Below are 24,073 nucleotides of genomic sequence, written 5' to 3'. Positions count from 1 at the left end.
CGCTGCTAGGGTAAAGCCAAGTCATTGCGCTTGAAGTCTGGTCTGCACGCAATTGAAAATGCTTCAACCCTGAAACACCCCGCGCGTCCTGGCCAATTGCTGAATGGCCGCATCGAAATGCTGTCGTTGGGTCGTCCTAGACTGACCGACCGAGACTGGCCGGGAAGAGCCGTCCACCGCCGTGCCGGCCAACGGCGGCTCATCGGCCAAAGCAGTCGATGACGAGTAAAAGTCCGCTTCACTTGCAGGGCCGTGCATCTTCCTGGCACCAGATGCAAGAATGAACTCACCCGCCGCTCTGCTTGCTCGATTGCTGATCTGACGAAAAATGGCGCTTTGCCAACCAGCCACCCCACTGATCGGCAATCCTTGGGCTATTCCTTGGGCTATTCCTTGAGCTTGAGAACCGGCACCAACTTCTTGAAGTTATCGCTCTGCCTGACAATCGCCGCCGAGAACTCCGGCATATCCGCGTAGGCCATGGTGAGATTCTGTTTCTGAACCGTTGCCCGGAACGCCGGCGTATCAGCAATCTTGTGCGCCGTTTCACGTAGCCGCTGCACAACTTCAGGTGGCGCAGACTTGGGGAGGGCGATCCCACGCCATACGCTGTACTGCTGATCGTAGCCTCGCTCCTTGAACGTCGGAACTGTGTCCAGGCCAGCCACACGCTTCTCCGACATGACCGCCAGGGTCCGCAGCTTTCCCGCCTCGACATGTTGGCGCAATTCGGCATAGGCCACCGTGGTAGCGTCTACGTCGCCAGCCAGTAGGCCCATGATTGCGGGGGCAGAGCCCTGATAGGGAAGGTGATTGAAGGTGGTTCCGAGCTTCTCCCCGAGTGCTGCCGCGGCCATGTGAGGGATCGTGCCACTGCCGGCCTTGGCGCGCACGTGGCGGCCCACCATGACGTTTTCGAGCGCTCTTATGTCGCCGAACAGGCGGATGTTCTGGAAGGTGCGGGCGATGCCGGCCTTGGCTACCTCATGGACCGCGGTCGGCTGATATGGCTCGCCGCCCAGCTTGAAGTCGCCCGTGTCGGGTGTGTAGAGCCCGGTGACCACGTTGAAGAAGGTGGTCTTGCCAGCACTGTTCGGGCCAATCAGCCCGTAGATTTCGCCCGGCTTGATCTGCAAGTTCACATCGGACAGCGCTTGCAGGCCACCAAACCGCTTGTTGACCCCAGCGCTCGCTTTCTTCGTGTCGCCGGTTGATCGCAGTCTTGCGCTACGCGATTGTCAAACAGTCGGCGTGAGACTGGCGCGTCCGGAGTCGACGGCAGCGGAAGTCGCGCTACTCTCGCCGCACTGCGCTTCAGACTCGACCTGATCCGGGCTCTGGATCGGGCATCCTCCGAAACCCACGAGCAGCCGGATCCCTATCCGGTTGCTGCGGCGCCGGCAGCGCGCGTCGGCCTCAGACAGCTTCGTCGAGCAACGGATAGTCGTTGTAGCCGGTGTCATCGTCCGCGTAGATCGTTTCCGGATTGACCGCATTGAGCGGCGCACCGCGTCGAAAGCGCTCCACCAGGTCAGGATTGGCGATAAAAGGACGCCCAAACGCCGCCGCGTCCGCCTCGCCGCGTTCGATGGCCACCTCCGCGCTCTCCCTCGTCAGCCCTTCGTTGAGGATGTAGGCCCCTTTGAAGATGCGCCGCACGTCACGACCGATGCGATCGTCGCCGCGATCCAGCGCCTCGCGCGCAAAAATAAAAGCGATGTTGCGCGCGTTGAGTTGCTCGGCGACATACGTGAACAGCGCGCGCGGATTCGAATCGCGCATCGAGTATGAACTCGACATCAGGTTCAGATGCACGCCAATGCGGCCCGCCGGCCAAACCGTGAGCAACGCGTCGACTGCCTCCAGCAGGAAGCGCGCGCGATTCTCGATCGAACCGCCATAACGGTCGGTCCGCTGGTTGGATCCGTCGTGCAGAAACTGATCAAACAAGTAGCCATTTGCCGCGTGAAGCTCGACGCCATCAAAACCAGCGCGTTTTGCGTTTGCGGCGCCGACCCGGAAATCCTCGACGATGCCTGGAAGCTCTTCGGTCTCCAGCGCACGCGGTACGGTGTAGGGGCGCTGAGGCCGCACACGCGTGACATGGCCTGCCGGCGCAATGGCGCTGGGGGCGACCGGAAGCTGGCCGTCATGGTAGACCGGATCGGAAACTCGGCCGACGTGCCACAACTGGGAGACGATCAGGCCGCCCGCGTCGTGTACCGCGGAAGTCACCTCTTTCCAGCCGGCAATCTGCTTCTCGGTCCAGATGCCCGGCGTGTTGGGATAGCCAACGCCCTGAGGCGTGACCGAAGTGGCTTCGGTAATGACGAGTCCTGCGCTCGCACGCAGCACATAGTGCCGCGCGTTGAGAGGGCCCGGACTGCGCTCAGCGAACGCGCGCATGCGCGTGAGCGGTGCCATGACAATGCGGTTCGGCAACTTCAGCGCGCCGATCTGGATAGGATCGAAGAGTGTGGACATCTGCAGGCTTCTCGTTTCGGTATTGAAGATGAAAGGAACGGCTGCACCGTTTCCGCTGACTATGGAGCGTCGTAAAGCTTACGTGTATCGCCATAGCACCTACGATGTAACCATTGTGGTTACAACATAAATCATCCGGGCCATCAGCACAAGTCTCTCGTCATGAACGCTCGACGTCGACGAGACGAGAAGGGTATGAGCGGAGCGGGTTTGGCACGTCAACAGGACCCAGGCGTGTAGCCTGAAATCGCCCGTCTTGCGAGGCTGCGAACGCGTGAGGTCACCGGATTCATCAAGCCCGTCAGGTTGACAACCCATACTGTAATGAATATGGTTACAACTAAACTGACTATTAGAGGCTTTCCATGAGCGCCAACAGCCGCTTGACCGTGGCGACCCACATCCTTGCGTGGATGGCGCTCGTCACGCGGGAAAATCCTGACCCAGTCACGTCCGACAGGATCGCTGCGAGCGTCAACACCAATCCGGTGGTGATTCGTCGTACGCTCGGGTTGCTTGCAAAAGGCGGCCTTGTCGAAAGTTATCGCGGCGTCAACGCGGGATGGCGTCTGACCAGGAGTGCGGACGCCATCAGCCTGCTCGACGTCTTTGATGCACTTGAAGAGGGTGCGCACTTTGCGCTGCACCCTTCGAAGCCCAGCCAGGCGTGCCCCATCGGGCGTGGCATCGGATCGACGCTGAGCCACGTCTATGAGTCGATCGACGATGGCGTTCGAAAGACGCTTGCCGCCACGACGATCGAAGCGGTACTTGCAGACACCCTTGCATCGCGATCGTCGAAAAAACGCGGCTGAATCCGGGTCGGTTGTATCGGGGACATCGGTCCAAAAAATGATCGAACGAATCGTCGCTAAAGAAGCAACGGTGCGGGTTGTCGTCCAATTGAGCCAGCCGTCACCAGATCAAGCTGAGCGGGGCGAGGATAGTCGTAAGCCGCTGAATATGCGCCGGGTCTCCACGGCGAACCAAGCTCGATTGCCTTTGAGGCTCAGTTGTCGACCGGATTGGAGCGGCATCACGGCCGGAAACAAGCGTTCCGGAAGGATCGTTCGAGATACTTCTTCATCCGATGATATTTCATGAAAGCATGATAGGAAGTCGGGGGGGGGCAGATTGATGGAATAAATCCGACCCGTCAGCCGTTTACACGATAACGCGGCGCGGCGCCCCCTCAGGCCAGGCGCGGCCGGGTGTCGTGCCGGTAATAGCAGTGACGACGCCACATATTCCGGGGCTCCATGGCCGGCGCCGGATGCGTCAATTTGGTATTCAATATAAGCGGAGATACGTGCACGGGGTATCTAAGCAAACTAAACGATACAGAGGGGACGGTCCGGCGCGGGTCCCGAGTGACCCGGCCGTCGGGCAGCAAAGCAGGGGACACATCATGAACGGGCGCAGGCTTTGCAAGATCGCCCTGGCATTAGTGGCAGGGGTGGCGATGGCCGCCGGCGGTCCGACGCTGGCCGGCGGTCGCGGCGGCGGTCGTGGTGGCGGCGGTGGCGGCGGTGGCATGCACGGCGGCGGCATGCACGGCGGCGGCTTTCACGGCGGCGGCTTTCACGGTCACGATGGCTTCCACCATGACGGTTTTCGCCATGACGGTTTTCGCCACGGGCACGGGCACGTGGCCTTCGTGGTAGGCGGCGGCTGGCCGGGCTGGTGGGGATATCCATACGACCGCTGGCCATACCCCAATGCCTACCCCGGTTACTACGCGCCCGCGGCGCAATACATCGAGCAAGGCGATGGGTCGGACGGTGCGTCGGCGAACGCGTGGTGGTACCGCTGCGAGCAGCCCAGTGGCTATTACCCGTACATCAAGAACTGTCCGGGCGGCTGGCAAACGGTGCCGGCCCAGCCGTCGCCGTAATGCCGAGGCGTCAATGAAGCCGCGTTCCGTTCCCCTCCTGATGGCGGCCGCGCTCGTTGTGGGCGCCTGTACGGCAATACCGTCGGGCCCCAGCGTGATGGTGCTCCCGGGCAGTAACAAGACGCTCGACCAGTTTCTCGGTGATGACCACAACTGCCGCCAGTTCGCGCTGGGCCAGGTCGGCGGCGTGAGCTCGCATCAAGCCTCCAGCACGGCGGCGGTGAGCAGTTCGGCGGTCGGTGCCAGCAATGCAAGCGGCTCAGGATACGGTGGGCAGGACCAATACGACGCTGCCTACATTCAGTGCATGTACGCCAGCGGACACCGGGTCCCGGTCTACGGCCAGATGCTTGCGGCGCCGCCCGCGACGCCACCTGCCAACTACAAGCCCTACTCCCCGCCGCCGGCACCGCAAGCCCCCTGAGCGTTCTGGCAAATCTTCAAAGCCATTGACGCAGGGGACCGTTGCAAGATCGGCGCAACGGCGACTGCAGGGTTGGTCAGGCGGCAAACGGCAGATCCTCCTGATCTGTTGCCGCGTCGCACGCGCGTAATCTGAACCAAACGCGCCTACGCTTGCTTCGCTCTCTCTATTGTCACCAGAGTCACCAGAGCCTCGTTTTGCATTTCAGGGGGTGTCCTGCCAGCTACCGCCGAGCGCCCGGTAGAGCGAAACCGCGCTTACTGCGGCATCGGTCTGGGCCTGCACCAGCTCACTTTGTGTGTCCAGGACCTGGGTGTGGGCGTCGAGCACCGAGAGGAAATCAGCCTCGCCGGCGTTGTACAGCTCCTGCGCCAGAGTCGACGAGCGCTGCGCCGAATCAACCGCCAGGCTTAGGCGCGCGCCGCGCTCCCGCTGCGCGCGCACATCGGTGTACGCTACCTCGACATCCTGCAGCGCATTGAGCAAGGTCTGGTCAAATGCGTATCCCACCTGCTGCAGCGCTGCATCTTGGGCGTCGATGTTGGCGTGAATGCGGCCGGCATTGAACAGAGGCCAGAATATGCCCAGCCCGAGGGTAAACAGATTGTCAGTCACGGCCGGCATGCCGCGGTAGGCCAGGCGATCAATCGCGTCGCCGAAAGATAGCGTGAACTTCGGCAGCAAGTCTGTTTTCGCCACACCGAGGTTGGCCACGGCCACGTCGATGCGGCGTGCGGCCTGGCGCAGATCGGGGCGCCTCTCGAGCAACTCCGCCGGCGCCTGCCGAGGCAACGACGGCGGTGCTGGCGGGATCGGCGCGGCCGACAACAGCGCCCGGTCGATCGATTCGGGCGGGTCGCCGGTGAGCACGGCCAAGGTTCCCAATTCATTGTCGATCCGCCGCTGAACGTCGGGTACTGAAGCTTGGGCCCGCTGCAACTGCGTTTGCGCACGAGCCACGTCCAGGTCCGTGGCCAATCCGGCCTGGTACCGCACTTGCGTCAGATGGACCGTATCGGCCCGCACGGCAATGTTCTCCTCCACAATCGCGCGCTGGCGCTGGAGTCCCCGCAGTTGCATATAGGCAGTGGCGACGCTGGCAGTCAGCGCCACTTCGAAATCCCGGCGCGCCTCGTCCGTCGCCTGTGCCTGCGCGGCCGCGGCCAGTGCTGCAAGTTGGTTGCCGCCAAAAATGTCGATGACCCAGCTGCCGCTCACGCCAATCCCAGCATCGCTGGCGAGGTCGACCGGGGGCGGCACGTGTGACCGCTGCCGGGTCGCGCTCGCATTGAGGTTGAGTTCCGGAAACAGGCTGCTGCGTGCCACGGCGCTCTGCGCGCGCGCCTGGCGAGTGCGCTCGACCGCCGCTTTCAGGTCGTAGTTGCGCGCCAGCGCCTTGTCGATGAGCCCGCGCAACTGAGCATCAGCAAAACCATTCCACCATTGCGCCAGTTCAGCAGTTTCGTCGATGCCGCCGTTCGATGCGCGCCACGCGGACGGCAAATTCGATGCCGCTGCGGCAACGGTCTCGTTGCGCGGCAGGCTGACGCAGCCGCCCAGCATCGCGAGCGCAACCAGGAGGGCGATAGGCCTGAGGCCGGTCATGGCGCGCTCGCTTGTCGATTGTCCGCGGGGTTTGCGGCGACTGATGTGGACAGCCTGGCATTGGTCGACGAAACGGCCAGCGCCGGCGCCTCGATGAACACGTCCATCAGTTCGCCATCGTAGACCTGTTCACTTCCGGCCATGCGGTAGATCACCTGCAGCACGCGCGTGTCGACGCGTTCCGCGGTATCGCCAGACAGGTTGCGTTTGGGGATCAGCCGTGGCTCCACCCGCACGAACTCCAGCGGTATACGGCGGCTGGTGTCGCCACGCGGCGAGGCGTAGGCCTTGCGCTCGGGTACAAGGCGTGGCGCGTCTTCTTCGGACACATCCACGCGTACGTGCATGGCCGACGTATCGCCCATCACCACTAGCGGTGACTTCGCCGGAACCGTGGCGTATTCTCCGGGACGGACATCAACCTTGAGGATCTGGCCGTCGATCGGTGCGACCACAACGAGCCGGGACAGGTTGGTCCGGGTCTCCTGCAGTGCCGCCACGGCACGTGCCAGCGAGGCCCGATATGTCGCCAGCTGCGCCTTGGCGGTGTTGACCGCAATGCGGCGCCGCTGCAGGTCTTCGTCGCGGATGGCGCGGCGGTCGGTGACCTGTTCGATCATCGTCAACTGCACCTGGGCGTCCGCCAGCGCAGCCTCGCCGACCGCCATCGAGGCGCGGGCGGCTGACACGTCGGCCTCACGGACCGGGAGTTGTGCCGTGAGTTCGCGGCTGTCCTGCTCCCAAAGTACGTCGCCGGCGCGCACTTGCTGTTGTGCCTTGACCCGCACCGCGGTCACCAGTCCGGGCACGACCGGCGCCACTCCGATATCCTCCGACTTCGGCTCGACCAGACCGACGGCGCCGATGGAGCGGGCGAAGCCGCTCGCGGGTGGTGCGACAGGCGGCGCCTCGTGCTGCTCGGTGTGCGTGTTCTTTGCCACCAGGAACGTGCCGCCGATGAACGACACTACTGCAATCCCGGAGAGGAGAAGCTTAAGGCTCGGTTTACGTACGGACATGGCAGGTACCCTCAGGACGTCCGATGCGCTGGGTCGGGCACCGGCGCCGGCAGGGTGTCGGCGAAGCCGTTGCCATTGGCGCGGCGCACGATGTGACCGTCCTCCATGTAGGTGATCGAGTGGGCAAACTCGAAAATCCGGTTGTCGTGAGTGACGATCACCACGGCTCGATCGGGCGAGACGGCCACAGCGCGGAAGAGCTCCATGACGGCATGGCCGGATTCGGCGTCCAGGTTCGCGGTCGGTTCGTCGCACACGATCAGGCGCGGCTGGTTGATCAAGGCCCGTGCGATGGCGACCCGCTGCTGCTGGCCGCCCGACAGCTCCACCGGCCGTGCGTCCGCGCGTAGGCCAAGCCCAAGCTTTTGCAGCAACTCGCGTCCGCGCTCGGTGGCGGCACGGCGCGGCATGTTGGCGGCCAACAGGGGTACAGCCGCATTTTCGGCGGCCGTCAGCGCCGGCAGCAGGTTGAACTGCTGGAAAATGAAGCCAATGTTCTGCAGCCGGAAGCGGTTGGCACGTTCGCCGCGCAGGTCATGCAGCGCTTGACCCAGAATCTCCACGGTACCGCCGCTGGCCTCCAGCAGTCCGGTGATGACCGACAGCAGCGTAGTCTTGCCGCAGCCGCTCTGTCCCACCAGCATGCTGATCTCGCCAAGCGGCACATCCCAGTCCACGCCGCGCAGGGCCCGCACCGCGGTATCCCCGGCGCCAAACACTTTCTCAACCGTGCGACAACGCACCGCGTATTCTGTGCTCATGGCTTACCTGAACACGATGGCAGGCTCGAGCTGCAGCACTTTGCGGATGCTGAGCAGGCTAGCCAGGATGACGACCGCAAAAATGATCACGCCGACGCCTACTGCGCTCTGCCACATGAGGATGATTCCGCGCGTCGCGATCTGGTGCAGTGTCACTTCGAAAAACCCCGCGACCAGGCCAAGCCCCAGTGCGTACCCTATGGCCGCCACAATCAGCGCCTGCAATACGATCAGTCCGACCAGGCGCCGATTGGAAACGCCGATGGCCTTGAGCGCCCCGAACTGGCGCAAGTTTTCAATAGTGAAGATGTAGAACGTCTGGCCAGCGACGACCGTGCCCACGATTAACGCGATGCCAATCGTGATGCCGAAGTTGACCGGGATGCCGGTGTTCTTCAGGTAGTAGCGCATCGTCTGCCAGAAGAAGCCGTCTTGTGTCATCGCCCGCAGGCCCGTTGCCTGGCTGATGCGCTTGGCTAGCTGATCGGGCGTGACGCCCGGCTTGGGTGCGGCCAACACCACGGACAGTTGTCGGCTTTCGTGTCCGATCAACTGAATGGCCAGGCTGTAGCGCGCGTAAATGACCGGAAATGTGGTGAAGGGCGCCCCTGCGTCCGAAATTGCGCCTATTACAACGCGATGGTCATTCATCTCAAGCGTGCGCCCGAGCTGCAGCGGCTGCCCGGGAAAGAAGAAGCCATAGCCTGCCTTGTCCAGCACAATGGTGTCTGGCTGGCGCAGTGCTTCCATTGAGCCGAGCACGATCTTGCGCACGGCCCCGGTCAGGGTGGCGTCGTCCACACCCATCAGCACGCACTGCCGGAAAGTGCCGTCGACGGCCTTGGCTCGCCCAGAACCTTTGTAAAGCGGCACCGCCCAGCTCACGGCGTCGACGCCGCGTACACGGAACAGCTGGTTGTCGGTCATCGGCGCAATCTCGTCGGCGTAGGGTGTCTTCGGGTCCATCACCCAGACCGGTGCGTCTATGACGTCCAGGATCTGGCTGCCGGTGCGCGACATGATGCCGGCGAAGATCGAAGTCTGGTTCATCAGGAGGAACGAGGCGAAGGCGAGCGAAAAGATCAGGCCGAACAACTTGGCGCGGTCTCCGAACAGCATCTGAATGGCGACATATTTCACGACGCTTCATCCTCCTACAATATGACCAATGTAATAATCTGGCACCGCGAAAATTGATGTTCCCTGGGTCAGGCCTGGCAGAAATTCGCGCGGTAGAACTCGCGGGCCTTCGCGAGCAGCATGTCGCTCATGGCGCGATCGGCAAGGACGCGCGAAACCATCAGCACGCCGGCCATCGACGCGAGCATCAGCCCCGCCTTCTGCCGTCGCTCAACCGGGTTCTCGCCTGCAAGGTGGGGCGCAATACGGTCGAGCATGGCGAGGGCGCCGGCGGTGAACTCCTTGCGCAACTTCCGGTCACTGCGCGCGACGTCGCCCGCCAGGGCTGCCATCATGCAACCCGACTCCGGATGATCGCGATGGCGGGCGCTGAGGTAGGCGTCAATGAAGGCCGCTAGTTGCCTCTCGGAAGGAGAGGTGCCCGGATGGTCTAGCAGCCACTCGACGCTCCTCTCGAATCCTTCCACACTGGCCTCCCGGAACAGGGCGGCCTTGTCGGCAAAGTGGAAGTAGAACCCACCTTGCGTCAGGCCGGCGCGCATCATGATGTCGCGCACCCCGACCCCATCGATGCCACGCTCACGATAGGCAGCTGCCGCCGCCCTGACAATCTTGCGGCGTGTCCTTTGGCTTTTGGGGGCTTCGGCTTGGCGGGGGGGCTTCACGATAACCACAATGGGCAGGTGGATGCCTTCATACTAGAGCACGCGAAAAATATTACAAGTGACCGAATTTTGGTTGACCGGATCGGCTAACGGGCCGTCCGACGCGATCCCGGCAACCCCGCGCTTCCTTTACGTTGGGAGCGAATGGGACGAGCTCGCGCCGGCCGCAGAATGGACCGGAATGCGCGACCCGTTCATCGAAGCGATGACCGCGGAATCGCCTTGTGAGCCGCAGATCATGGTGACGGCAGGGGGACGGACTCTATGGAGACGGCCATTGATCGGACTGCCCGAACTCGGGGCTATCGCTGCGGCTTAAAGATGTCCGGGCAATCCGAATACGTCTACAGCTCGCAATGGATACTTGCGAACTGGCGATCGTCGATCTTGCCCTGGACAGCAAACTGCGCGGTTGCGGCCTTGTCAACCTGGTTCTGGCCGTTCAATTTTCCCTTGTCGGCTCTACGCAGCCTGCGCCGTGATTGACAGCTAACCACGAAGTGCCGGCCTTGGTGATGCCGCAGCCTAAGCCTCCCGGGTCTGCTGGAAGAACGCGCGAGGCACTTCCGGGCCCCATATCCACAACTGATCTTCCGTTCCCTCGACTGTCGTTGCCGGAACTGTGTTGTCGTAGAGGTCACCGTCGGCGTAATGCTCGACGCGGAACCCATCCGGATCCCACCAGTAATCGAATACCTGGCTGCCAAGGACATGGCGACCGACGCCCCAGTGGGCCTTGTAGCTCTTCGCCTTCAACCACTCATGACCCATATGAACCGCATCGAAATCCTGTACCTCGAAGGAGACATGATGGACGTTCGTAGCTTCCGCTTTTGCGATCAGAAGCGTGTGGTGATCGGTAGGCGTCGCGCCCTGATCACAACGCATGAAGAATCCGAGGTATTCGTATGCGGAGCCGGGTTGCAGCATCGAATCTGAAACAATCATGCCCAGGTTGCGAACAGCCCAGTCCCTTGCAGCCACGGGATCAGGTACGCCCAAGGCGATATGCCCCAATCGAAGCACCTGGCACGGTCCGCGACGGGGCCGTTGTGGTACGTTGAAGCGTGTCTTCCGGATGCCCTCATTAAGCACAGACGGCGGATGCACCGGCAACTCAGCGACGTCCTCGATGCCGTGAACCAATTCGAGCCTTACCCCGCCCGGCAATTCGACGTCAACACACAGGCCACCACCGGGACGGTCAAGTTCACGAATTCGCGACGCCCCCTCGAAACGCATCGCATGCGTTAGATCGGCCACACTGTCCACTTCGAGGCCGATCGCCTTGAGCGACGGCTCGGCGGACTGTTCCGCCACATAAAGATAAGGACTGGATAAAGCCCCTCTGAAATAGGAGGCGCTCCCAGACCAATCCACGGGAACAAGGCCAAAGTCAACCATGAAACTCCGGGTCTTAGCGAGGTCGCTAACCCCATAGACCACATACTTTCCACCACGAATCTTGATCACAACGTCTCCTTCCGGATGTTTTTGCTTTGGCCACGGCGGGCTGGAAATCGGGACAATCTCGTTCGGGCATTTGCGGGCTGTCCCCGGTCAGTCAACAAGCCAGGGGAACAGCTATCTGCGTATGGCAGATGCCTCTGTCGAACTCGGCAAGCCCGCGGCCGGGATGTTGTTCCCAGTTGCCAGCTTGCTGCCTTGGCTGTGTTCGCTAGTTCCTTGCAACGATGGGAGTTGTCACCGCTACGATACCCTGCGCAGCCACCTCGACGACCGATCCGGGTTTGGCGTAGATGCGCGGATTCCGGCCAAATCCGACACCCGCCGGCGTACCGGTGGCGATCAGGTCTCCGGGCTGCAAGCTGATTGTCCGCGTGATGAATTCGATGATCTGGGAGACAGAAAACACCATGTCCGCCGTAGTGCCGTCCTGCATGACCTCGCCGTCCACTCTGGTTGTCAACCGCGTGTTCGAGAGATCCACCGAGTCCGCGGTAGCGATGATCGAACCGACGGGGCCGCTGCTGTCGAGATTCTTGCCAAGACCCCACTGGCCCGTGCTGAGCGTCATGCTCTGAAGCTGGGAGGCCCGTCCGCTCAGATCATTGAAGACCGTGTAGCCCAGTACCCCGTCTAGCGCTTGCTCCTCATCCGCTTCAAGCAGCGGTTTCCCAATGATCGCCGCCAGTTCGACCTCCCAATCGACGCCGTCCGGCTCTGTCGATGGCACTGGTACAGCGGTGCCCGACGTCACCAGCGTCGAAGCCCAGCGCGCAAACAGATTTGGGAAAGGCGGTGTCGGCAGCCCGCCCTCCTTACCATGCTCAACATAGTTGATTGCCACACAGATGATCTTCGCGCTGGGCGGAACGGGTACCGCCAAGGTGACGTCAGTCAATGGCAGAGAGCCCTTGCGAAGTGTCCGTGCCTGCGTCAGCCAGCGATCCGTGTCCTTGTAGAAGCTGTCCAAGGACGTCAAGGGGGCAATGAGGCCATCGGCCAGGACACCGATGTTGGCCTCGAGTTCGACGCCGGCATTGGAGGGGCGATAGGCAATCAGGTGCATGTGAATTCTCCAAGGATTTTGGAATTGCCCTACTGCAATTCAGCAGGGGGTCACCGCAGGAGCGCGGCATCCGCCAATGGATGGCGGGATAAGCAAGGAGCCTCAGGCGCTGCCGCTGAAGGCAAGTGATACGGGCGACGCCTTCTGGTCGGGCTCGGGCCATCGCTGCGATACAGTCTTGAGCTTGGTGTAGAAACGCGCGGCGTCTGGCCCATAGAGATGGGATTCACCGAACTTCGAGCGGCGCAGGCCGCCGAAGTTGAAGTAGCCCACGGGGAGCGGCACCGGAACGTTAACCCCGACCATGCCGGACTCGATTTCGTTCGTGAAGCGATGCGCCGACTTTCCGTCGCGGGTGAAGATGACTGAGCCGTTCCCGTAGGCGTGCCGGTTGGTGATGGCGATGGCTTCGTCGAGTGTTGCCGCGCGCGTGATGCCGCGCGCCGGTCCGAATACCTCTTCCTTGTAGAACTCCATGTCCCACGTTACGTGGTCGATCAGGGTGGGGCCGAGGTAGTAGCCGCCTGCAAGGCCCGGTACGCTCAGTTCGCGCCCGTCTATGACGAGCTCTCCTCCCGCGTCCACGCAATCGCCAATGGCCCGCTCCACCGCCAGCTTAGACTGCGCCGAAATCACAGCCCCGAAATCGGCGGCGGGATCGTCATAGGCGCCCACCTTGAGCACCTGGATCTTTGGCACGACGAGTTCGCGCAGACGCTCCGCAGTTCCTGTCCCGACGGGAAGCAGCAACGACACGGCCATGCAGCGCTGGCTCGCCGAGCCATAGCCGGCGGAGACGAACGCATTGGCCGCGGCCTCAAGATCAGCGTCGGGCATCACCACCATGTGATTCTTGCCGCCGGCAAAGGCGGCCACGCGCTTGTTATGCGAGGTGCCCTTCTGATAGATATACTCGCCCACGGCCGTAGAACCCACGAAGCTGACGCCTGCAATCCCGGGATGTTCGAGCATCCCGTCGACCACCTCCTTGTCGCCCTGGACCACGTTGAAAACGCCATCGGGCAACCCCGCTTCCTGCCACAGGCGCGCAAACTCTAGCGCAGCGCTGGGCACCTTCTCCGATGGTTTCCAGACCACGCCATTGCCAACCGCCACGGCCATCGCAGTCATCACGGCAGGTACCATGATGGGGAAGTTGAATGGCGTTATGCAGCCGACCACGCCGATTGGCACGCGCATCGAGAACACGTCGATGTCGCCGCCGACATTGGTGGCGTACTCTCCTTTAGTCAGGTGCGGTGCATTGGTCGCGAACTCGATGGCCTCGATCGCGCGACCGATCTCTCCCTTTGCGTCGGCGATGGTCTTGCCGTGCTCGCGACCGATGGTCTCGGCGAGCAGGTCGATGTTGGCGATCATCAACTCGCGAAGCTTGAAGATGACGGCCTGGCGCGTCGCATGCGAGGCCCGGCCCCAGCGCCGGCCTGCCTCGGTGGCCGCCGTGACCGCGCGATCAAGCGTGGCTCGGTCCGCATAGGCGCAGCGCGCGATCTCCGCCCCCGTCGAGGGGTTGAAGACCGGGCCAGTCTGATCGCCACTGCCGGTCTCGTGCTTCCCCGCAATAAAGTGCCCGATGTGTTCTGCCATGATTTGTATGCCTCCGTGAGCCATGAGCCCGACTTGAATGGTTTGTATCGTTTGTATCGTTCAATGCACCTCGGGTGCTTGCTACTCTGCGACTTCGAGCGCACACCCTGTTGCCGCCAGATAGCGGCTTTGCTAGTGACACCGTAGGGCCGATGCTACATCGCCATTTATGCATTCTGTATGGCAAAATTCGCAATGTAGCTATGCGTTTTTGCATATTGGGGGGGCGCCTTGAATCAGTTCAATTGGGACAACTTGCGGGTATTTCTCGGTGTGGCGCGGGCACAATCCGCCCTGGAGGCGGCGCATGCACTCGACATGAATCAGTCCACCATTTCACGTCGACTGCAGCGGCTGGAAGAAGACATCGGATCGAAACTGTTTGACCGGAGCTCGCAAGGCCATCGCCTCACGAGCGCGGGTCACCGCCTGCTGGAGCATGTCGAGAAGCTGGAGAGCACACTCGCGACCGTCGAATCCGAAGTCTTTGGCGATACCCTGGCGCTGACTGGCGAGATCAGGTTGGGTGCCACGGAGGGGTTCGGCAGCTATTTTCTGGCGCCGCATCTGGCGCACTTCTGCACACGTCATCCCGGGATCACTGTCGACTTGCTCCCGATGCCGAGGAACGTAAATTTGTCCAAGCGCGAAGCCGATGCTTCCGTTACCGTCGATCGGCCTACCACTGACACCTTTGTCACCAGCAAGCTTGCTCAGTACCGCCTGCTTCCGTATGCCACAGAGGAGTATCTACGCCGCCACCTGCCGATCTGTGGCCTGGCAGATCTTCCCGGACATCGATGGATCGACTACGTTGACGATCTGGTCTTCGCAGAGCAGCAGTTCAGCCTGCGCAAGTGGCTGCCCGCGGCAAAGCCGTTCATGCGTAGCACTAGCGTTATTGCTCAACTCCAGGCCGTCCGCTCCGGGCTCGGCGTGGCCGTCTTGCCGTGTTTCCTAGGGTCCGTTACCGAAGGGCTCGTTCCCATCCTTCCTGCCGAAGTTGACATCACTAGAACCTTTTGGCTCGTCGCACCGCAGGAACGAAGAGAGCTCGCACGAATCAAGGCGTTGTGGGACTACCTCCGGCGAGTTGCCGACGCAAACGCCGATTTCCTCATGGGCAAGTCCGCAAGCATTGAATGGCTGCCACGCTAAGCGCTCAGGCCCGGTTTTTTGAAATGGGTTCTAAAGCGGATATCCGGAGCTCCAGCAGATATCGTCGGGAACACAGGCCGCAGCCTGTCGGCCGTTCCGGCTGCATCAGTCGAAGTGCCAGTCGATCGCTTGAAAATCGATTGACACCAGGAGCGGGTCGCTAATCGTTTGACCCGCATCGTCGTATGCAAAGACCCGCCGCGACATCGGGACAAGGATGCCGCCGACATTTTCGATAGTCGGATGCATAGTTGGCACCGGGTGTTCCGCCCATCACATCCACGGTGTAGTCGTGGCGACGCAGCAGCCCGTCGTCGCCGAAGTACGACACCTGTTCCCGGCTATGGCCGACGTGTCAAAACGAATGGCCGTTGCGGCCAGATAACTGCCATCGAAGCGTCAGTGGGGCGAGTGGCAGTTTTGGGTCAGAGGGGTTCGGCGTTCTTCAAAGCGGACACTCCCGATGGACCCAAAGCCAACTGCCCGCCGGCGGCTATGGCCGAGGAACGGTCATCCGGCCTCTGCCCGCCGAACGGCCGGTAAGAGGCGACGAGCGGTCATCCGAGCCGAGGGCGGTGATCATCTCTTCATCGGCGCCGAATCTCTGGCAGGGAAAAGGACGGCGTCCTAGAGTATTTGCATGATGCGGGGCTGCGCCGGGACATGCAGTCCCGATGGCGAACAGATGTGCAGTGGGATGCAGGCGCCGGGCGATAGCGGGAGGCTGACATCATGGTCAGGGCAATGGGAAAGGTGGCGGCGATATGCGCCAGCCTAGGCCTGGGCGCGAGCGTGGCCGCGCAGACCATGGCCAGCCGGACTTGGGCCACTGGAATGCCATGCGACCAGGTGGCTGTGCAGGCTGTGATCGACAACGTGCCACAGCAGGTGATCGGCATAGCATGCAGGCAGCCGGACGGTAGTTGGCAGTTCATGGACAGTGTGGGCGGAGTGGCCGATTTCTACCCCCAGTCGGCCTATTACGCCGAGCCCTGGAACGCAGAGTTGGCGGGGTTCGGGCTTGGCACAGTCTTCGTCGACCAGTTTCCTTGTGTGCATCCGATGCATGGTGTCTTTGTCCGCTGTGGCGGCATGAGCGGATTCCGGGGGGACGGGCGCGGACGCGGCTTTCGTGCCGTACCTCCGGGTGGCTTCCGCGCCGGCCCTTACCGAGACTCTCATGGCGCAGGGATGCATCATCCGTGAGGGAGGCGGAAGTCCGCCGACATGGGCCGGTATGGAATTTTGTGTGAAGGGCATATCGGTCGCCCCTCGCCATCGGGGGCAATTTGGCGCGTGGCACCCGTCGAAAATCGCCGGGCGGTGCGTTGTACGCGCTCAGGAACAACCGAGTGCGCCTGCTCGAAGACCACGAACATGCACGCCTGATCATCCCTGACCACGCCAAGGGGCTTCCCGTGTTGCGTGCGCTTTCCTTGTGTGCATGCTGTCGCCACTACCCCGGCGCAGCGGCTGGGCGTCCTGCCTGCTCATTCGCCCAACCGTATCAGCCTTCCCCGACATCGGACTCGGGTCGGCCTGCGCATCGCCCTTTTCGAGGCTTACTCAGCGTTCACTCGCGTTACGGCCTGCACGCTCGCGCTGTCACCAATTCGTGACACGCATCACCGAAGGCTTCGACCCCTTCATTACCTCCACGATTGCTCCGGTTGCTTCCGGCTGGAGCGGTTGCCGGGTGGGGCTTGCACCCACTGGAAAAGCGCCGCGCGGTAAAGCGATCGAACGCCATCACGGCGGAACTTGCCGCGCTGGATCTGGCGACCGCGCCCGTCTTTGTGCTCAATGGCCTGAAGCGTGAAGAACTGATCGCCACCAATTCGATGATCCTGCACGAGGTGTACTTCGACGGGCTCGGTGATGGCGGCAGCTTGGGCGGCGAGCTGGAGTTGGCGCTTGTTCGTGACTTCGGCAGCGTGGCGCGCTGGCAGGCCGAGTTCATCGCAATGGGCAAGGCGCTAGGCGGCGGCTCGGGATGGGTGCTGCTGACCTACTCGCCGCGCGACAAGCGGCTCGTCAACCAGTGGGCGCCCGATCACACACATACCCTCGCCGGGGCTACCCCGATCCTGGCGCTTGACATGTATGAGCATTCGTACCACATGGACTTCGGCGCAAAAGCTGCGGCTTATGTGGATGCCTTCATGCAGAACATCCATTGGGCCCAGGCAGCCGAGCGCTTCGCCGTGGCCCAAAAATAATTCTGGATACCAGATCATGCCCACCGCCATCTCTCCTCGCGAACTTGCCGAAGCTATCCGAACTTTCAGTCACATCATCGCCCCGGGAGGTGCCCCGTGAAGCCGATCCTGCTCATGGTATGGATGCTGCTGACAGCCATGCCGGCAACTGGAGAGACGATCATGTTCAACCAGGACAAACGAGGTGCACTGCCCGCGGGATGGGTGGCGGGTGTCACTGGCCGCGGCGCGCCGAAATGGACCGTCGAGGCAGACCCGACTGCGCAGACCGGCGCCAACGTGCTCAAGCAATCGGGCTTCGGAGACTTCCCCTGGTGTGTGAAGCCAGCCGTCTCCATCGCCGATGGCTTCGTTGAGGCGAAATTCAAGCCCATTTCCGGTCGCGAAGACCAGGCTGGCGGTGTCGTCTGGCGCTGGAAGGACGGCGACAACTACTACGTCGCGCGTGCGAACGCACTGGAGAACAATGTCTCGCTGTACCACACGACAGGCGGCCGCAGGCACACGATCCAGTATCAGGAGGCCCCTGTCGCTGCCCGGGTCTGGCACACGCTGCGCGTGGAATTCGTTGGGAACCATATCCAGGTCACGCTGGACGGCAGGCGCTACATCGATGTGGTGGACGATCACATCAGCGGCGCCGGCGCGGTGGGCGTATGGACCAAGGCGGACAGCGTTACCTTGTTCGACACCTTCTCATTTGGAACCGGCGTTACGAAATAGCACCGAGAATAGATGTGAAACCAATGATCGCGTACTGCAATGCAAACGCTTGAGGATCCGGCTGTGACTGCCGGCCAAGCTCGGCTCGCTCGCCTGGTACTGCCTGCAGGCGTCGATGCCAGCGCCTTGCCACTTCTCGTCGGCCGCGCGCTACGCGGCTTCTGTGACGGGTTCATTGCTGTCCTGCTGCCAGCGTACCTGCTAGCGCTCGGTTTCGCGCAACTGGCAGTGGGATTGATCAGCAGTGCCACCCTGATCGGCTCAGCACTGGCGACGATACTGGTGGGCATCCTCGGTCATCGCTACCCGCAGCGCCGCCTGCTGGTGTTGGCGGCTGCGTTGATGGCCGCGACCGGCATCGGATTTGCCGGACTCTCCTCACTATGGCCGCTGTTGCTCGTCGCCTTCGTCGGTACGCTCAACCCGAGCTCCGGAGACGTCAGCGTGTTCCTGCCACTGGAGCAGGCTCGTCTTGCCGACTCGGCTACCTCCGATGCCCGCACGGCACTATTTGCCCGCTACAGTCTGACGGGGGCCCTCTGCGCCGCCGTTGGCGCACTGGCTGCGGCGCTGCCGGCTTGGCTCGCCTCGCAACTTGGGATAGCGTTCCTCAGCGCCATGCGCGCGATGTTCGTCCTCTACGCCTTGACCGGTGTCGCGCTCTGGTTCCTCTATGCACGCATGCCCGAGCCACGGCCGCACATGGCAGCGGTAAGAGCGCCGCTTGGACCGTCTCGAATTATCGTGACTCGCCTTGCCCTGCTGTTCAGCGTGGACGCCTTTGCCGGCGGGCTGGTGGTGAACTCGCTGCTGGCACTGTGGCTGATGCAGCGATTCGGTATCTCACCCGCGGCTGCCGGCCAGTTCTTCTTCTTGTCGGGGTTGCTCTCCGCGGGCTCCCAGCTTGTTGCCGTGCCGCTGGCTCGCAGGTTCGGCTTGCTCAACACCATGGTGTTCACCCATATTCCGTCCAGCCTCTGCCTGATCGGGGCGGCATTTTCCCCTTCCCTGGTAGCGACCCTGGCTCTCTTGCTCGCGCGCAGCGCGCTGTCGCAGATGGACGTACCGACCAGGACCGCCTATGTGATGGCCGTCGTGACGCCGCCCGAGCGCCCGGCTGCCGCCAGCCTGACCGCGGTACCCAGGAGCCTGGCTTCCGCGCTGGGTCCGACCTTGGCGGGCGGCATGTTGGCGATGGGTTGGGTCGGCGCACCACTGGTCGCTTGCGGCCTGCTCAAGATTGCCTATGACCTCGCGCTGCTTGGTGCATTTCGGCGCATTAAACCAGTCGATTGACGTACCACGAGAGTTTCGTTCATGGGCCTGACACCGGGACCCGCTCTAGGCCGTCCATCCGTCGGCCTGCCGTCCGGCTCATGATGGCGTTCTCGCATGGCCAATCCAATTGCTGCACGACATGCAGCAATGTCGTGCAAAATGGCTGTATTGTTCGAAAATTATTGGAGACCGATAATTTCTGCTTGGCGTGCAGGATGGCTGCGCGCGGAATCAGCATAGGAGCAAGCCATGGTCTCTATCGTTCGCTTTAGCCAAACAGGTAGTCCTGACGTGATGAAGATCGAAGCGACGAACGAGCGCGAACCTGGGCCGGGCGAAGTGTGGCTCGACCAGGAAGCGATTGGCGTTAACTTCCTCGACGTGACGCAACGAAATGGCGCAGTGCCAGTTCCGATGCCATCCGGTCTCGGTCTTGAAGGGGCGGGTCGCGTGGCTGCCGTCGGGGCAGGCGTAGACAATGTCCGTGTAGGTGAGCGGGTGGCGTACGCGACTGGCCCCATCGGAGCGTACGCGAGCAGCCGGCTTTACCCTGCCAACAGACTCATTCACCTCCCCGAACGTTTGACCGCAGACGATGCCGCGGCCGTGCTTTTCAAAGGTATCACTGCCCAGTATCTTCTCAAGTCCACGTATTCGGTTGGTCCGGGTACGACCATGATTCTCTATGGCGCGGCTGGTGCCGTCGGACAAATCATGGTGCCTTGGGCCAAGCATCTTGGCGCGTTTGTAATCGGCATCGTGTCGAAGCCCGAGAGCGTTGCACCTGCCGAAGCGCAGGGCTGCGATGCAGTTCTGGTTTTCAATGCCGGCACCCTCGCAGCGGACATCACTGAAATCACCAAGGGCAAAAAGGCGGATGTCGTCTACGATCCGATCGGTGGTGCATCTTTCGAAGCGTCTCTTGATAGCCTGCGGCCACGAGGCCTGCTCGTATCGTTCGGGGCATCTTCGGGCGCACCGCCCGCGGTCGAAGTTGGCATGCTCAACGCGAAGGGATCTTTGTTCTTGACCCGTCCCTCACTGGGCGCGCACACCGCGGACATCAATGAGTATCACCAACGTGCCGATGATGTGCTGGCGGCTGTAGCGACCGGCATAATCAAGCCCAGGATCTGGGGAAAATACGCGCTGACGGACGTGGCCAGAGCGCATGCTGACCTCGAAGGAGGCAAGTCTGCCGGAGCAATCATCCTTAACCCGTGATGATTCCGCGGGGGCGGAGATGAGCAGCGCTCTGCCGGAAAATTGAAGACAGGCTCTGCTACCACAGCTCGTCGTGCGCACTTACCGTGAGCCTCTCACCATGAGTCAATTGGACAGCCGGCATATCGACGAAATTGCAGCACTCCTTGCTGTCGCGACGGAACGTTCTTTCGTGGCTGCTGGCAGGACACTGCAACGTCATCCGACTGTGGTCTCCAAGCGGCTTGCCGCCATGGAACGACGGCTTGGCATTCGGCTTATCGAGCGAACCACCCGCCAGGTGAGATTGACAGATGCGGGAGCGCGTCTCGTGGAGCGTCTCAGTTCGGCTGCGGGGTTGATCACCGAGGCAGAGCAGGAGGCATCGATGGGCGCTGCCGAGATTCGGGGCGTCCTTCGCCTGGCGCTTCCTGCGTCGCTGGGGCGGCTCTGGCTAGGTCCAATGTTGCCCGAGTTTCTTGCCGCCCATCCGCTGGTGAACATCGAAGCAGACTACAGCGAGCGCTTCGTCGACATTGTTGCCGAGGGCTTTGATGCCGTGATTCGCGTGGGGGAACTGGCTGACAGTAGGTTGATCGCAAAGAAACTGAGTGATCATCGTCGAATCTTGTGTGCCTCTCCGGTATATATAAATGAACATGGTGCACCAAAGAATCCTCGCGATCTTGCGTCGCACAATTGCCTCGGTTTCACTGGCCTTGCATCGTACCCGGAATGGCGACTATCGAAGGGAGAGCGTAGGGAGACCATCGTTACGAAGGGAACATTGACCGCCAACGATAGCGAAACACTGCTCGCTGCGGCGCGAGCGGGCGTGGGTATCCTAGGCGCAGGCGACTGGCTGATGAGTCGAGACATTGTCGCGGGTAGACTTGTCCGCGTCCTGCCGGACTGGGAGCTCGATGCAAAGGGAGGCGTCTATCTAGTGCGGCCCTCCGCAAAGTTTACGCCAGCGAAGACGATGGCGTTCAAAGCATGGATCGAAGCCAAGTTCGAGGACGGTGCGCCGTGGGGGCTCTCGCGCCGAACCCGTGCCTAGGTCCCACGAGCTTCAGGTTTCGAAGTGCTGTTCCTTGAACAGCATCAGCGCACAAAAACTCACCGCGCAGGCCGGCGCCACATACCAGGCAACAGACATTGGATCGCCGGTCCATCTGATCAATCCCGTCACGATGAATTGAGCGGTGCCGCCAAACAAGGCAACATGCAGCGCATGCGAAATCGCGATGCCGCTGGCGCGCACCCGCGCAGGAAGCGCTTCAAGTACAAGCAGGGCGACTACGCCGGCGCCGAGCGCCACCAGTGCACTGATGAGCCCGACGCCAACCAGAATAGGCAGTGCGCTTTTCGCATGGGTGATCATGAGAAAGACCGGATACACCAGAAGCGCCGTGCATCCCGAAGTGACGAGGACGAGTGGCTTGCGGCGAGGCCGACGGTCTGTGATGAGGCCGGAAAGCGGCGGAATGGCTACCATCAACAGCGCAGACAACGCAGATGCCAGATATCCGGTGACGGCAGGCATGTGCATCACTCGAGTCACATAGCTCGGCATGTAGTAGACGATGGCGTACACCGGTATGGTCTGCCCCATCATCATCAACATCGCCAGCAGGATCGTCTTGCCGTGCTCGCGAGACAGTTCGGCGAGGGGCGTGCGGGCACCACTGCCGGTAGTGGCGGGGATCGGGTTCTCGCGGAGTCCACGCCTAACGTAGAGGCCGACTGGCAAGATCAGCAGACCGACCAGAAACGGAATGCGCCAGCCCCACGAAGCAAGAGCGGCCGATGGCAACGCGTGGCTGAGCAGCACGCCCAGGGATGCGCCGAGCAATGCGGCCGCGCCCTGGCTGGCGACCTGCCAACTGACCAGATAGCCGCGACGTGACACAGGCCCCGCTTCCATGACGAAGGTCGCGGCAGTGCCGATGTCACCGCCAAGAGCAAAACCTTGCAGCGATCGAGCGGCGACGATTACGATCGGCGCACTTACGCCGATCGTGGCAAACGACGGGCAAAGGCCGATCGCCGCCGTCCCGAGCCCCATCATCCAGGTTGTCCTCGTCATCGCTGCGCGGCGTCCCACGCGGTCCGCGTAAGCGCCGATCGTCATCGCGCCAAGAGGACGCATGAGAAAGCCGACACCGAATGTGCCGACTGCCAGCAGTAACGAAGTCAGCGGATCTTTCGATGGGAAGAACTGGTCTCCGATCATCACCGCGAAGAATCCGAAAACGGTGAAATCGAACATTTCGAGGCCAGTGACGAGCGATGTTGCGACAATGATTTTTAGAAGCGCACCGTGATCTTCTTGATTGCCGGCAGGCCGGGCGCATGTCCCGGTCGCAGGCGTGCACATTCTTTGTATGGTCATCAATAGTGGCGTATGAGCTTCAAGTTGAAGACGCAACCCTCACTGCAACGGCACATGGCAATGCCGAGCGAGCTCACCACACGACGGCTGCTACGCGCCCCGGTGGCCCAGGCGTTTCGAAACTGCCTGCGCACAACTACGCAGTGCTTGCGCGACCGGGCCGTCCCATTCGGTGTCCACCGTGCCGGTCGGCCCCATGATGGTGACCGCCAGCGCAATATTTCCCGAATAGTCGAAGACAGGCGCCGAGAAGGCGACGATACCGGGCGTCGGATGGTTGATGCTGCGGGACATGTGGCGGGTCCGCGTTTCCTCGATCATGTCTTCCACCACGGCCGCTTCGAGCGGGTGCGCGATGTCGGAGCCGAGCCGGATGCGGTCGTCGAGCAACAGCTTGTCGGTGAACTGGCGCGGCAGAAAAGCCGAGAAGACCCTGCCGGTCGCCGTATTGGCGAGTGACATGACTGTCCCGGTACGGATGTTCGTGTGGATCGGATAGGACGCATCGATGAGCCGCACGATGACCGGGCCCAAGTTTCCCCATACGGCGAGCGCGACAGCATGCGATGTCTCTTCGGACAGCGCTTCCGCGAATGGCGTGGCCTCACGGATCGGGTTCAGCGTCTGCAGGCTGGTCAGCCCCAATTGGATCGCCATCGGGCCGAGCAGGTAGTGGCCGGTGACCGGGTCCTGGGCGACCAGGCCAATCTTTCCGAAGCTCACCAGATACGGGTGAATCTTGCCAGACGGCATGTTGGCCGCCTTCACGAGATCGCGTAGCGCCATCGGCCTGGCCTCGGATGCCAGCACCTTGAGGATTTCTCCCCCGACTTCAATCGACTGTATGCCACGGCGCTCCCGTGCGGGTGCCGGCTCGGTGTGATCCACGTATGTCCCTGCCATGAGATGGATGGTGCGCGCAGTATAGCATTAGGCATTATCTAATGAACAAGCGTAGGGTTAA

The 24,073-nt window shown here is 62.0% G+C and carries 21 protein-coding genes and 2 pseudogenes; 9 read left to right on the top strand and 14 right to left on the bottom strand.

What is annotated here, in order from left to right; genetic code table 11:
• Window positions 1–386 precede the first annotated feature (386 nt).
• The 3 genes and pseudogenes from ACYP5B_RS23660 to ACYP5B_RS23650 all read right to left on the bottom strand — a co-directional run.
• Window positions 387–875 (bottom strand): annotated as a pseudogene (locus ACYP5B_RS23660) (tripartite tricarboxylate transporter substrate-binding protein); the annotation flags it as partial.
• Window positions 876–1,220: pseudogene (locus ACYP5B_RS23655) on the bottom strand (ATP-binding cassette domain-containing protein); the annotation flags it as partial.
• 196 nt (window positions 1,221–1,416) lie between these two features.
• On the bottom strand, window positions 1,417–2,484 hold the full coding sequence (locus tag ACYP5B_RS23650; protein ID WP_459571293.1) for an alkene reductase: 1,068 nt from the start codon (window positions 2,482–2,484) through the stop codon (window positions 1,417–1,419).
• A gap of 365 nt (window positions 2,485–2,849) precedes the next feature.
• Here ACYP5B_RS23650 and ACYP5B_RS23645 point away from each other — a divergent pair, with 365 nt between their 5' ends.
• The 3 genes from ACYP5B_RS23645 to ACYP5B_RS23635 all read left to right on the top strand — a co-directional run bounded on the left by ACYP5B_RS23645 (window position 2,850) and on the right by ACYP5B_RS23635 (window position 4,802).
• A complete protein-coding gene (locus ACYP5B_RS23645; RefSeq protein WP_459571292.1) occupies window positions 2,850–3,299 on the top strand; it encodes an Rrf2 family transcriptional regulator in 450 nt (149 codons plus the stop codon).
• Window positions 3,300–3,892: 593 nt separating this feature from the next.
• Entirely contained in the window at window positions 3,893–4,378 is a 486-nt protein-coding gene (locus tag ACYP5B_RS23640) for a hypothetical protein (protein WP_459571291.1), read from the top strand.
• A gap of 13 nt (window positions 4,379–4,391) precedes the next feature.
• The gene (locus tag ACYP5B_RS23635; RefSeq protein ID WP_459571290.1) at window positions 4,392–4,802 is read left to right on the top strand and encodes a glycine zipper family protein; all 411 of its coding nucleotides are present in this window, start codon (window positions 4,392–4,394) and stop codon (window positions 4,800–4,802) included.
• 204 nt (window positions 4,803–5,006) lie between these two features.
• Here the strand turns inward: ACYP5B_RS23635 and ACYP5B_RS23630 are convergent, their stop codons facing one another.
• The 8 genes from ACYP5B_RS23630 to ACYP5B_RS23595 all read right to left on the bottom strand — a co-directional run bounded on the left by ACYP5B_RS23630 (window position 5,007) and on the right by ACYP5B_RS23595 (window position 14,133).
• Window positions 5,007–6,407, bottom strand: coding sequence for an efflux transporter outer membrane subunit (locus ACYP5B_RS23630; protein ID WP_459571289.1), 1,401 nt, complete (start codon window positions 6,405–6,407; stop codon window positions 5,007–5,009).
• Window positions 6,404–7,426, bottom strand: coding sequence for an efflux RND transporter periplasmic adaptor subunit (locus ACYP5B_RS23625; RefSeq protein WP_459571288.1), 1,023 nt, complete (start codon window positions 7,424–7,426; stop codon window positions 6,404–6,406). Before ACYP5B_RS23625 ends, ACYP5B_RS23630 begins: the two co-directional genes overlap by 4 nt.
• Before the next feature lie 11 nt (window positions 7,427–7,437).
• Window positions 7,438–8,187 carry an ABC transporter ATP-binding protein gene (locus tag ACYP5B_RS23620; protein WP_459571287.1) on the bottom strand — a complete coding sequence of 250 codons (750 nt, stop codon included), beginning with the start codon at window positions 8,185–8,187 and terminating at the stop codon, window positions 7,438–7,440.
• A gap of 3 nt (window positions 8,188–8,190) precedes the next feature.
• Window positions 8,191–9,327: an ABC transporter permease gene (locus ACYP5B_RS23615; RefSeq protein ID WP_459571286.1), complete on the bottom strand. Its 1,137-nt coding sequence runs from the start codon at window positions 9,325–9,327 to the stop codon at window positions 8,191–8,193.
• Between the two features lie 68 nt (window positions 9,328–9,395).
• Complete coding sequence (locus ACYP5B_RS23610) at window positions 9,396–9,992, bottom strand: TetR/AcrR family transcriptional regulator (protein ID WP_459571285.1); 597 nt, start codon at window positions 9,990–9,992, stop codon at window positions 9,396–9,398.
• A 525-nt stretch (window positions 9,993–10,517) separates the two neighbouring features.
• Window positions 10,518–11,465: a VOC family protein gene (locus ACYP5B_RS23605; protein ID WP_459571284.1), complete on the bottom strand. Its 948-nt coding sequence runs from the start codon at window positions 11,463–11,465 to the stop codon at window positions 10,518–10,520.
• A gap of 205 nt (window positions 11,466–11,670) precedes the next feature.
• On the bottom strand, window positions 11,671–12,525 hold the full coding sequence (locus tag ACYP5B_RS23600; protein WP_459571283.1) for a fumarylacetoacetate hydrolase family protein: 855 nt from the start codon (window positions 12,523–12,525) through the stop codon (window positions 11,671–11,673).
• A gap of 102 nt (window positions 12,526–12,627) precedes the next feature.
• On the bottom strand, window positions 12,628–14,133 hold the full coding sequence (locus tag ACYP5B_RS23595) for a CoA-acylating methylmalonate-semialdehyde dehydrogenase (protein ID WP_459571282.1): 1,506 nt from the start codon (window positions 14,131–14,133) through the stop codon (window positions 12,628–12,630).
• 231 nt (window positions 14,134–14,364) lie between these two features.
• Here ACYP5B_RS23595 and ACYP5B_RS23590 point away from each other — a divergent pair, with 231 nt between their 5' ends.
• Window positions 14,365–15,291, top strand: coding sequence for a LysR family transcriptional regulator (locus ACYP5B_RS23590; RefSeq protein WP_459571281.1), 927 nt, complete (start codon window positions 14,365–14,367; stop codon window positions 15,289–15,291).
• Window positions 15,292–15,396: 105 nt separating this feature from the next.
• Here ACYP5B_RS23590 and ACYP5B_RS23585 read toward each other — a convergent pair whose 3' ends face one another.
• Window positions 15,397–15,540: a hypothetical protein gene (locus ACYP5B_RS23585; RefSeq protein ID WP_459571280.1), complete on the bottom strand. Its 144-nt coding sequence runs from the start codon at window positions 15,538–15,540 to the stop codon at window positions 15,397–15,399.
• A 1,454-nt stretch (window positions 15,541–16,994) separates the two neighbouring features.
• On the opposite strand from ACYP5B_RS23585, the gene ACYP5B_RS23580 reads away from it, so the two are divergent.
• The 5 genes from ACYP5B_RS23580 (at window position 16,995) to ACYP5B_RS23560 (ending at window position 21,774) form a co-directional block, all read left to right on the top strand.
• Window positions 16,995–17,510: a superoxide dismutase gene (locus ACYP5B_RS23580; protein ID WP_459571279.1), complete on the top strand. Its 516-nt coding sequence runs from the start codon at window positions 16,995–16,997 to the stop codon at window positions 17,508–17,510.
• 96 nt (window positions 17,511–17,606) lie between these two features.
• Complete coding sequence (locus ACYP5B_RS23575; protein ID WP_459571278.1) at window positions 17,607–18,233, top strand: hypothetical protein; 627 nt, start codon at window positions 17,607–17,609, stop codon at window positions 18,231–18,233.
• A 39-nt stretch (window positions 18,234–18,272) separates the two neighbouring features.
• A complete protein-coding gene (locus ACYP5B_RS23570; RefSeq protein WP_459571277.1) occupies window positions 18,273–19,529 on the top strand; it encodes an MFS transporter in 1,257 nt (418 codons plus the stop codon).
• Window positions 19,530–19,760: 231 nt separating this feature from the next.
• Window positions 19,761–20,735, top strand: a complete 975-nt coding sequence (locus tag ACYP5B_RS23565) for a quinone oxidoreductase family protein (protein WP_459571276.1) — start codon at window positions 19,761–19,763, stop codon at window positions 20,733–20,735.
• A 100-nt stretch (window positions 20,736–20,835) separates the two neighbouring features.
• Window positions 20,836–21,774, top strand: a complete 939-nt coding sequence (locus ACYP5B_RS23560) for a LysR family transcriptional regulator (protein WP_459571275.1) — start codon at window positions 20,836–20,838, stop codon at window positions 21,772–21,774.
• A gap of 12 nt (window positions 21,775–21,786) precedes the next feature.
• Here the strand turns inward: ACYP5B_RS23560 and ACYP5B_RS23555 are convergent, their stop codons facing one another.
• Complete coding sequence (locus tag ACYP5B_RS23555) at window positions 21,787–23,094, bottom strand: MFS transporter (RefSeq protein WP_459571313.1); 1,308 nt, start codon at window positions 23,092–23,094, stop codon at window positions 21,787–21,789.
• Window positions 23,095–23,199: 105 nt separating this feature from the next.
• Window positions 23,200–23,997, bottom strand: coding sequence for an IclR family transcriptional regulator (locus ACYP5B_RS23550; RefSeq protein ID WP_459571274.1), 798 nt, complete (start codon window positions 23,995–23,997; stop codon window positions 23,200–23,202).
• Between the last annotated feature and the right edge of the window lie 76 nt (window positions 23,998–24,073).

The organism is Cupriavidus sp. 8B (assembly GCF_054589115.1).
The sequence above is the reverse complement of the archived record's forward strand: the minus strand, read 5'-3'. Positions and strand labels throughout refer to the sequence as shown.

Coding starts and splice junctions, on each gene's coding strand:
- ACYP5B_RS23555 (WP_459571313.1), bottom strand. CDS start 23,094: ATGTGCACGCCTGCGACCGGGACATGCGCCCGGCCTGCCGGCAATCAA.
- ACYP5B_RS23630 (WP_459571289.1), bottom strand. CDS start 6,407: ATGACCGGCCTCAGGCCTATCGCCCTCCTGGTTGCGCTCGCGATGCTG.
- ACYP5B_RS23565 (WP_459571276.1), top strand. CDS start 19,761: ATGGTCTCTATCGTTCGCTTTAGCCAAACAGGTAGTCCTGACGTGATG.
- ACYP5B_RS23625 (WP_459571288.1), bottom strand. CDS start 7,426: ATGTCCGTACGTAAACCGAGCCTTAAGCTTCTCCTCTCCGGGATTGCA.
- ACYP5B_RS23585 (WP_459571280.1), bottom strand. CDS start 15,540: ATGCATCCGACTATCGAAAATGTCGGCGGCATCCTTGTCCCGATGTCG.
- ACYP5B_RS23560 (WP_459571275.1), top strand. CDS start 20,836: ATGAGTCAATTGGACAGCCGGCATATCGACGAAATTGCAGCACTCCTT.
- ACYP5B_RS23600 (WP_459571283.1), bottom strand. CDS start 12,525: ATGCACCTGATTGCCTATCGCCCCTCCAATGCCGGCGTCGAACTCGAG.
- ACYP5B_RS23635 (WP_459571290.1), top strand. CDS start 4,392: ATGAAGCCGCGTTCCGTTCCCCTCCTGATGGCGGCCGCGCTCGTTGTG.
- ACYP5B_RS23645 (WP_459571292.1), top strand. CDS start 2,850: ATGAGCGCCAACAGCCGCTTGACCGTGGCGACCCACATCCTTGCGTGG.
- ACYP5B_RS23570 (WP_459571277.1), top strand. CDS start 18,273: ATGCAAACGCTTGAGGATCCGGCTGTGACTGCCGGCCAAGCTCGGCTC.
- ACYP5B_RS23620 (WP_459571287.1), bottom strand. CDS start 8,187: ATGAGCACAGAATACGCGGTGCGTTGTCGCACGGTTGAGAAAGTGTTT.
- ACYP5B_RS23650 (WP_459571293.1), bottom strand. CDS start 2,484: ATGTCCACACTCTTCGATCCTATCCAGATCGGCGCGCTGAAGTTGCCG.
- ACYP5B_RS23640 (WP_459571291.1), top strand. CDS start 3,893: ATGAACGGGCGCAGGCTTTGCAAGATCGCCCTGGCATTAGTGGCAGGG.
- ACYP5B_RS23595 (WP_459571282.1), bottom strand. CDS start 14,133: ATGGCAGAACACATCGGGCACTTTATTGCGGGGAAGCACGAGACCGGC.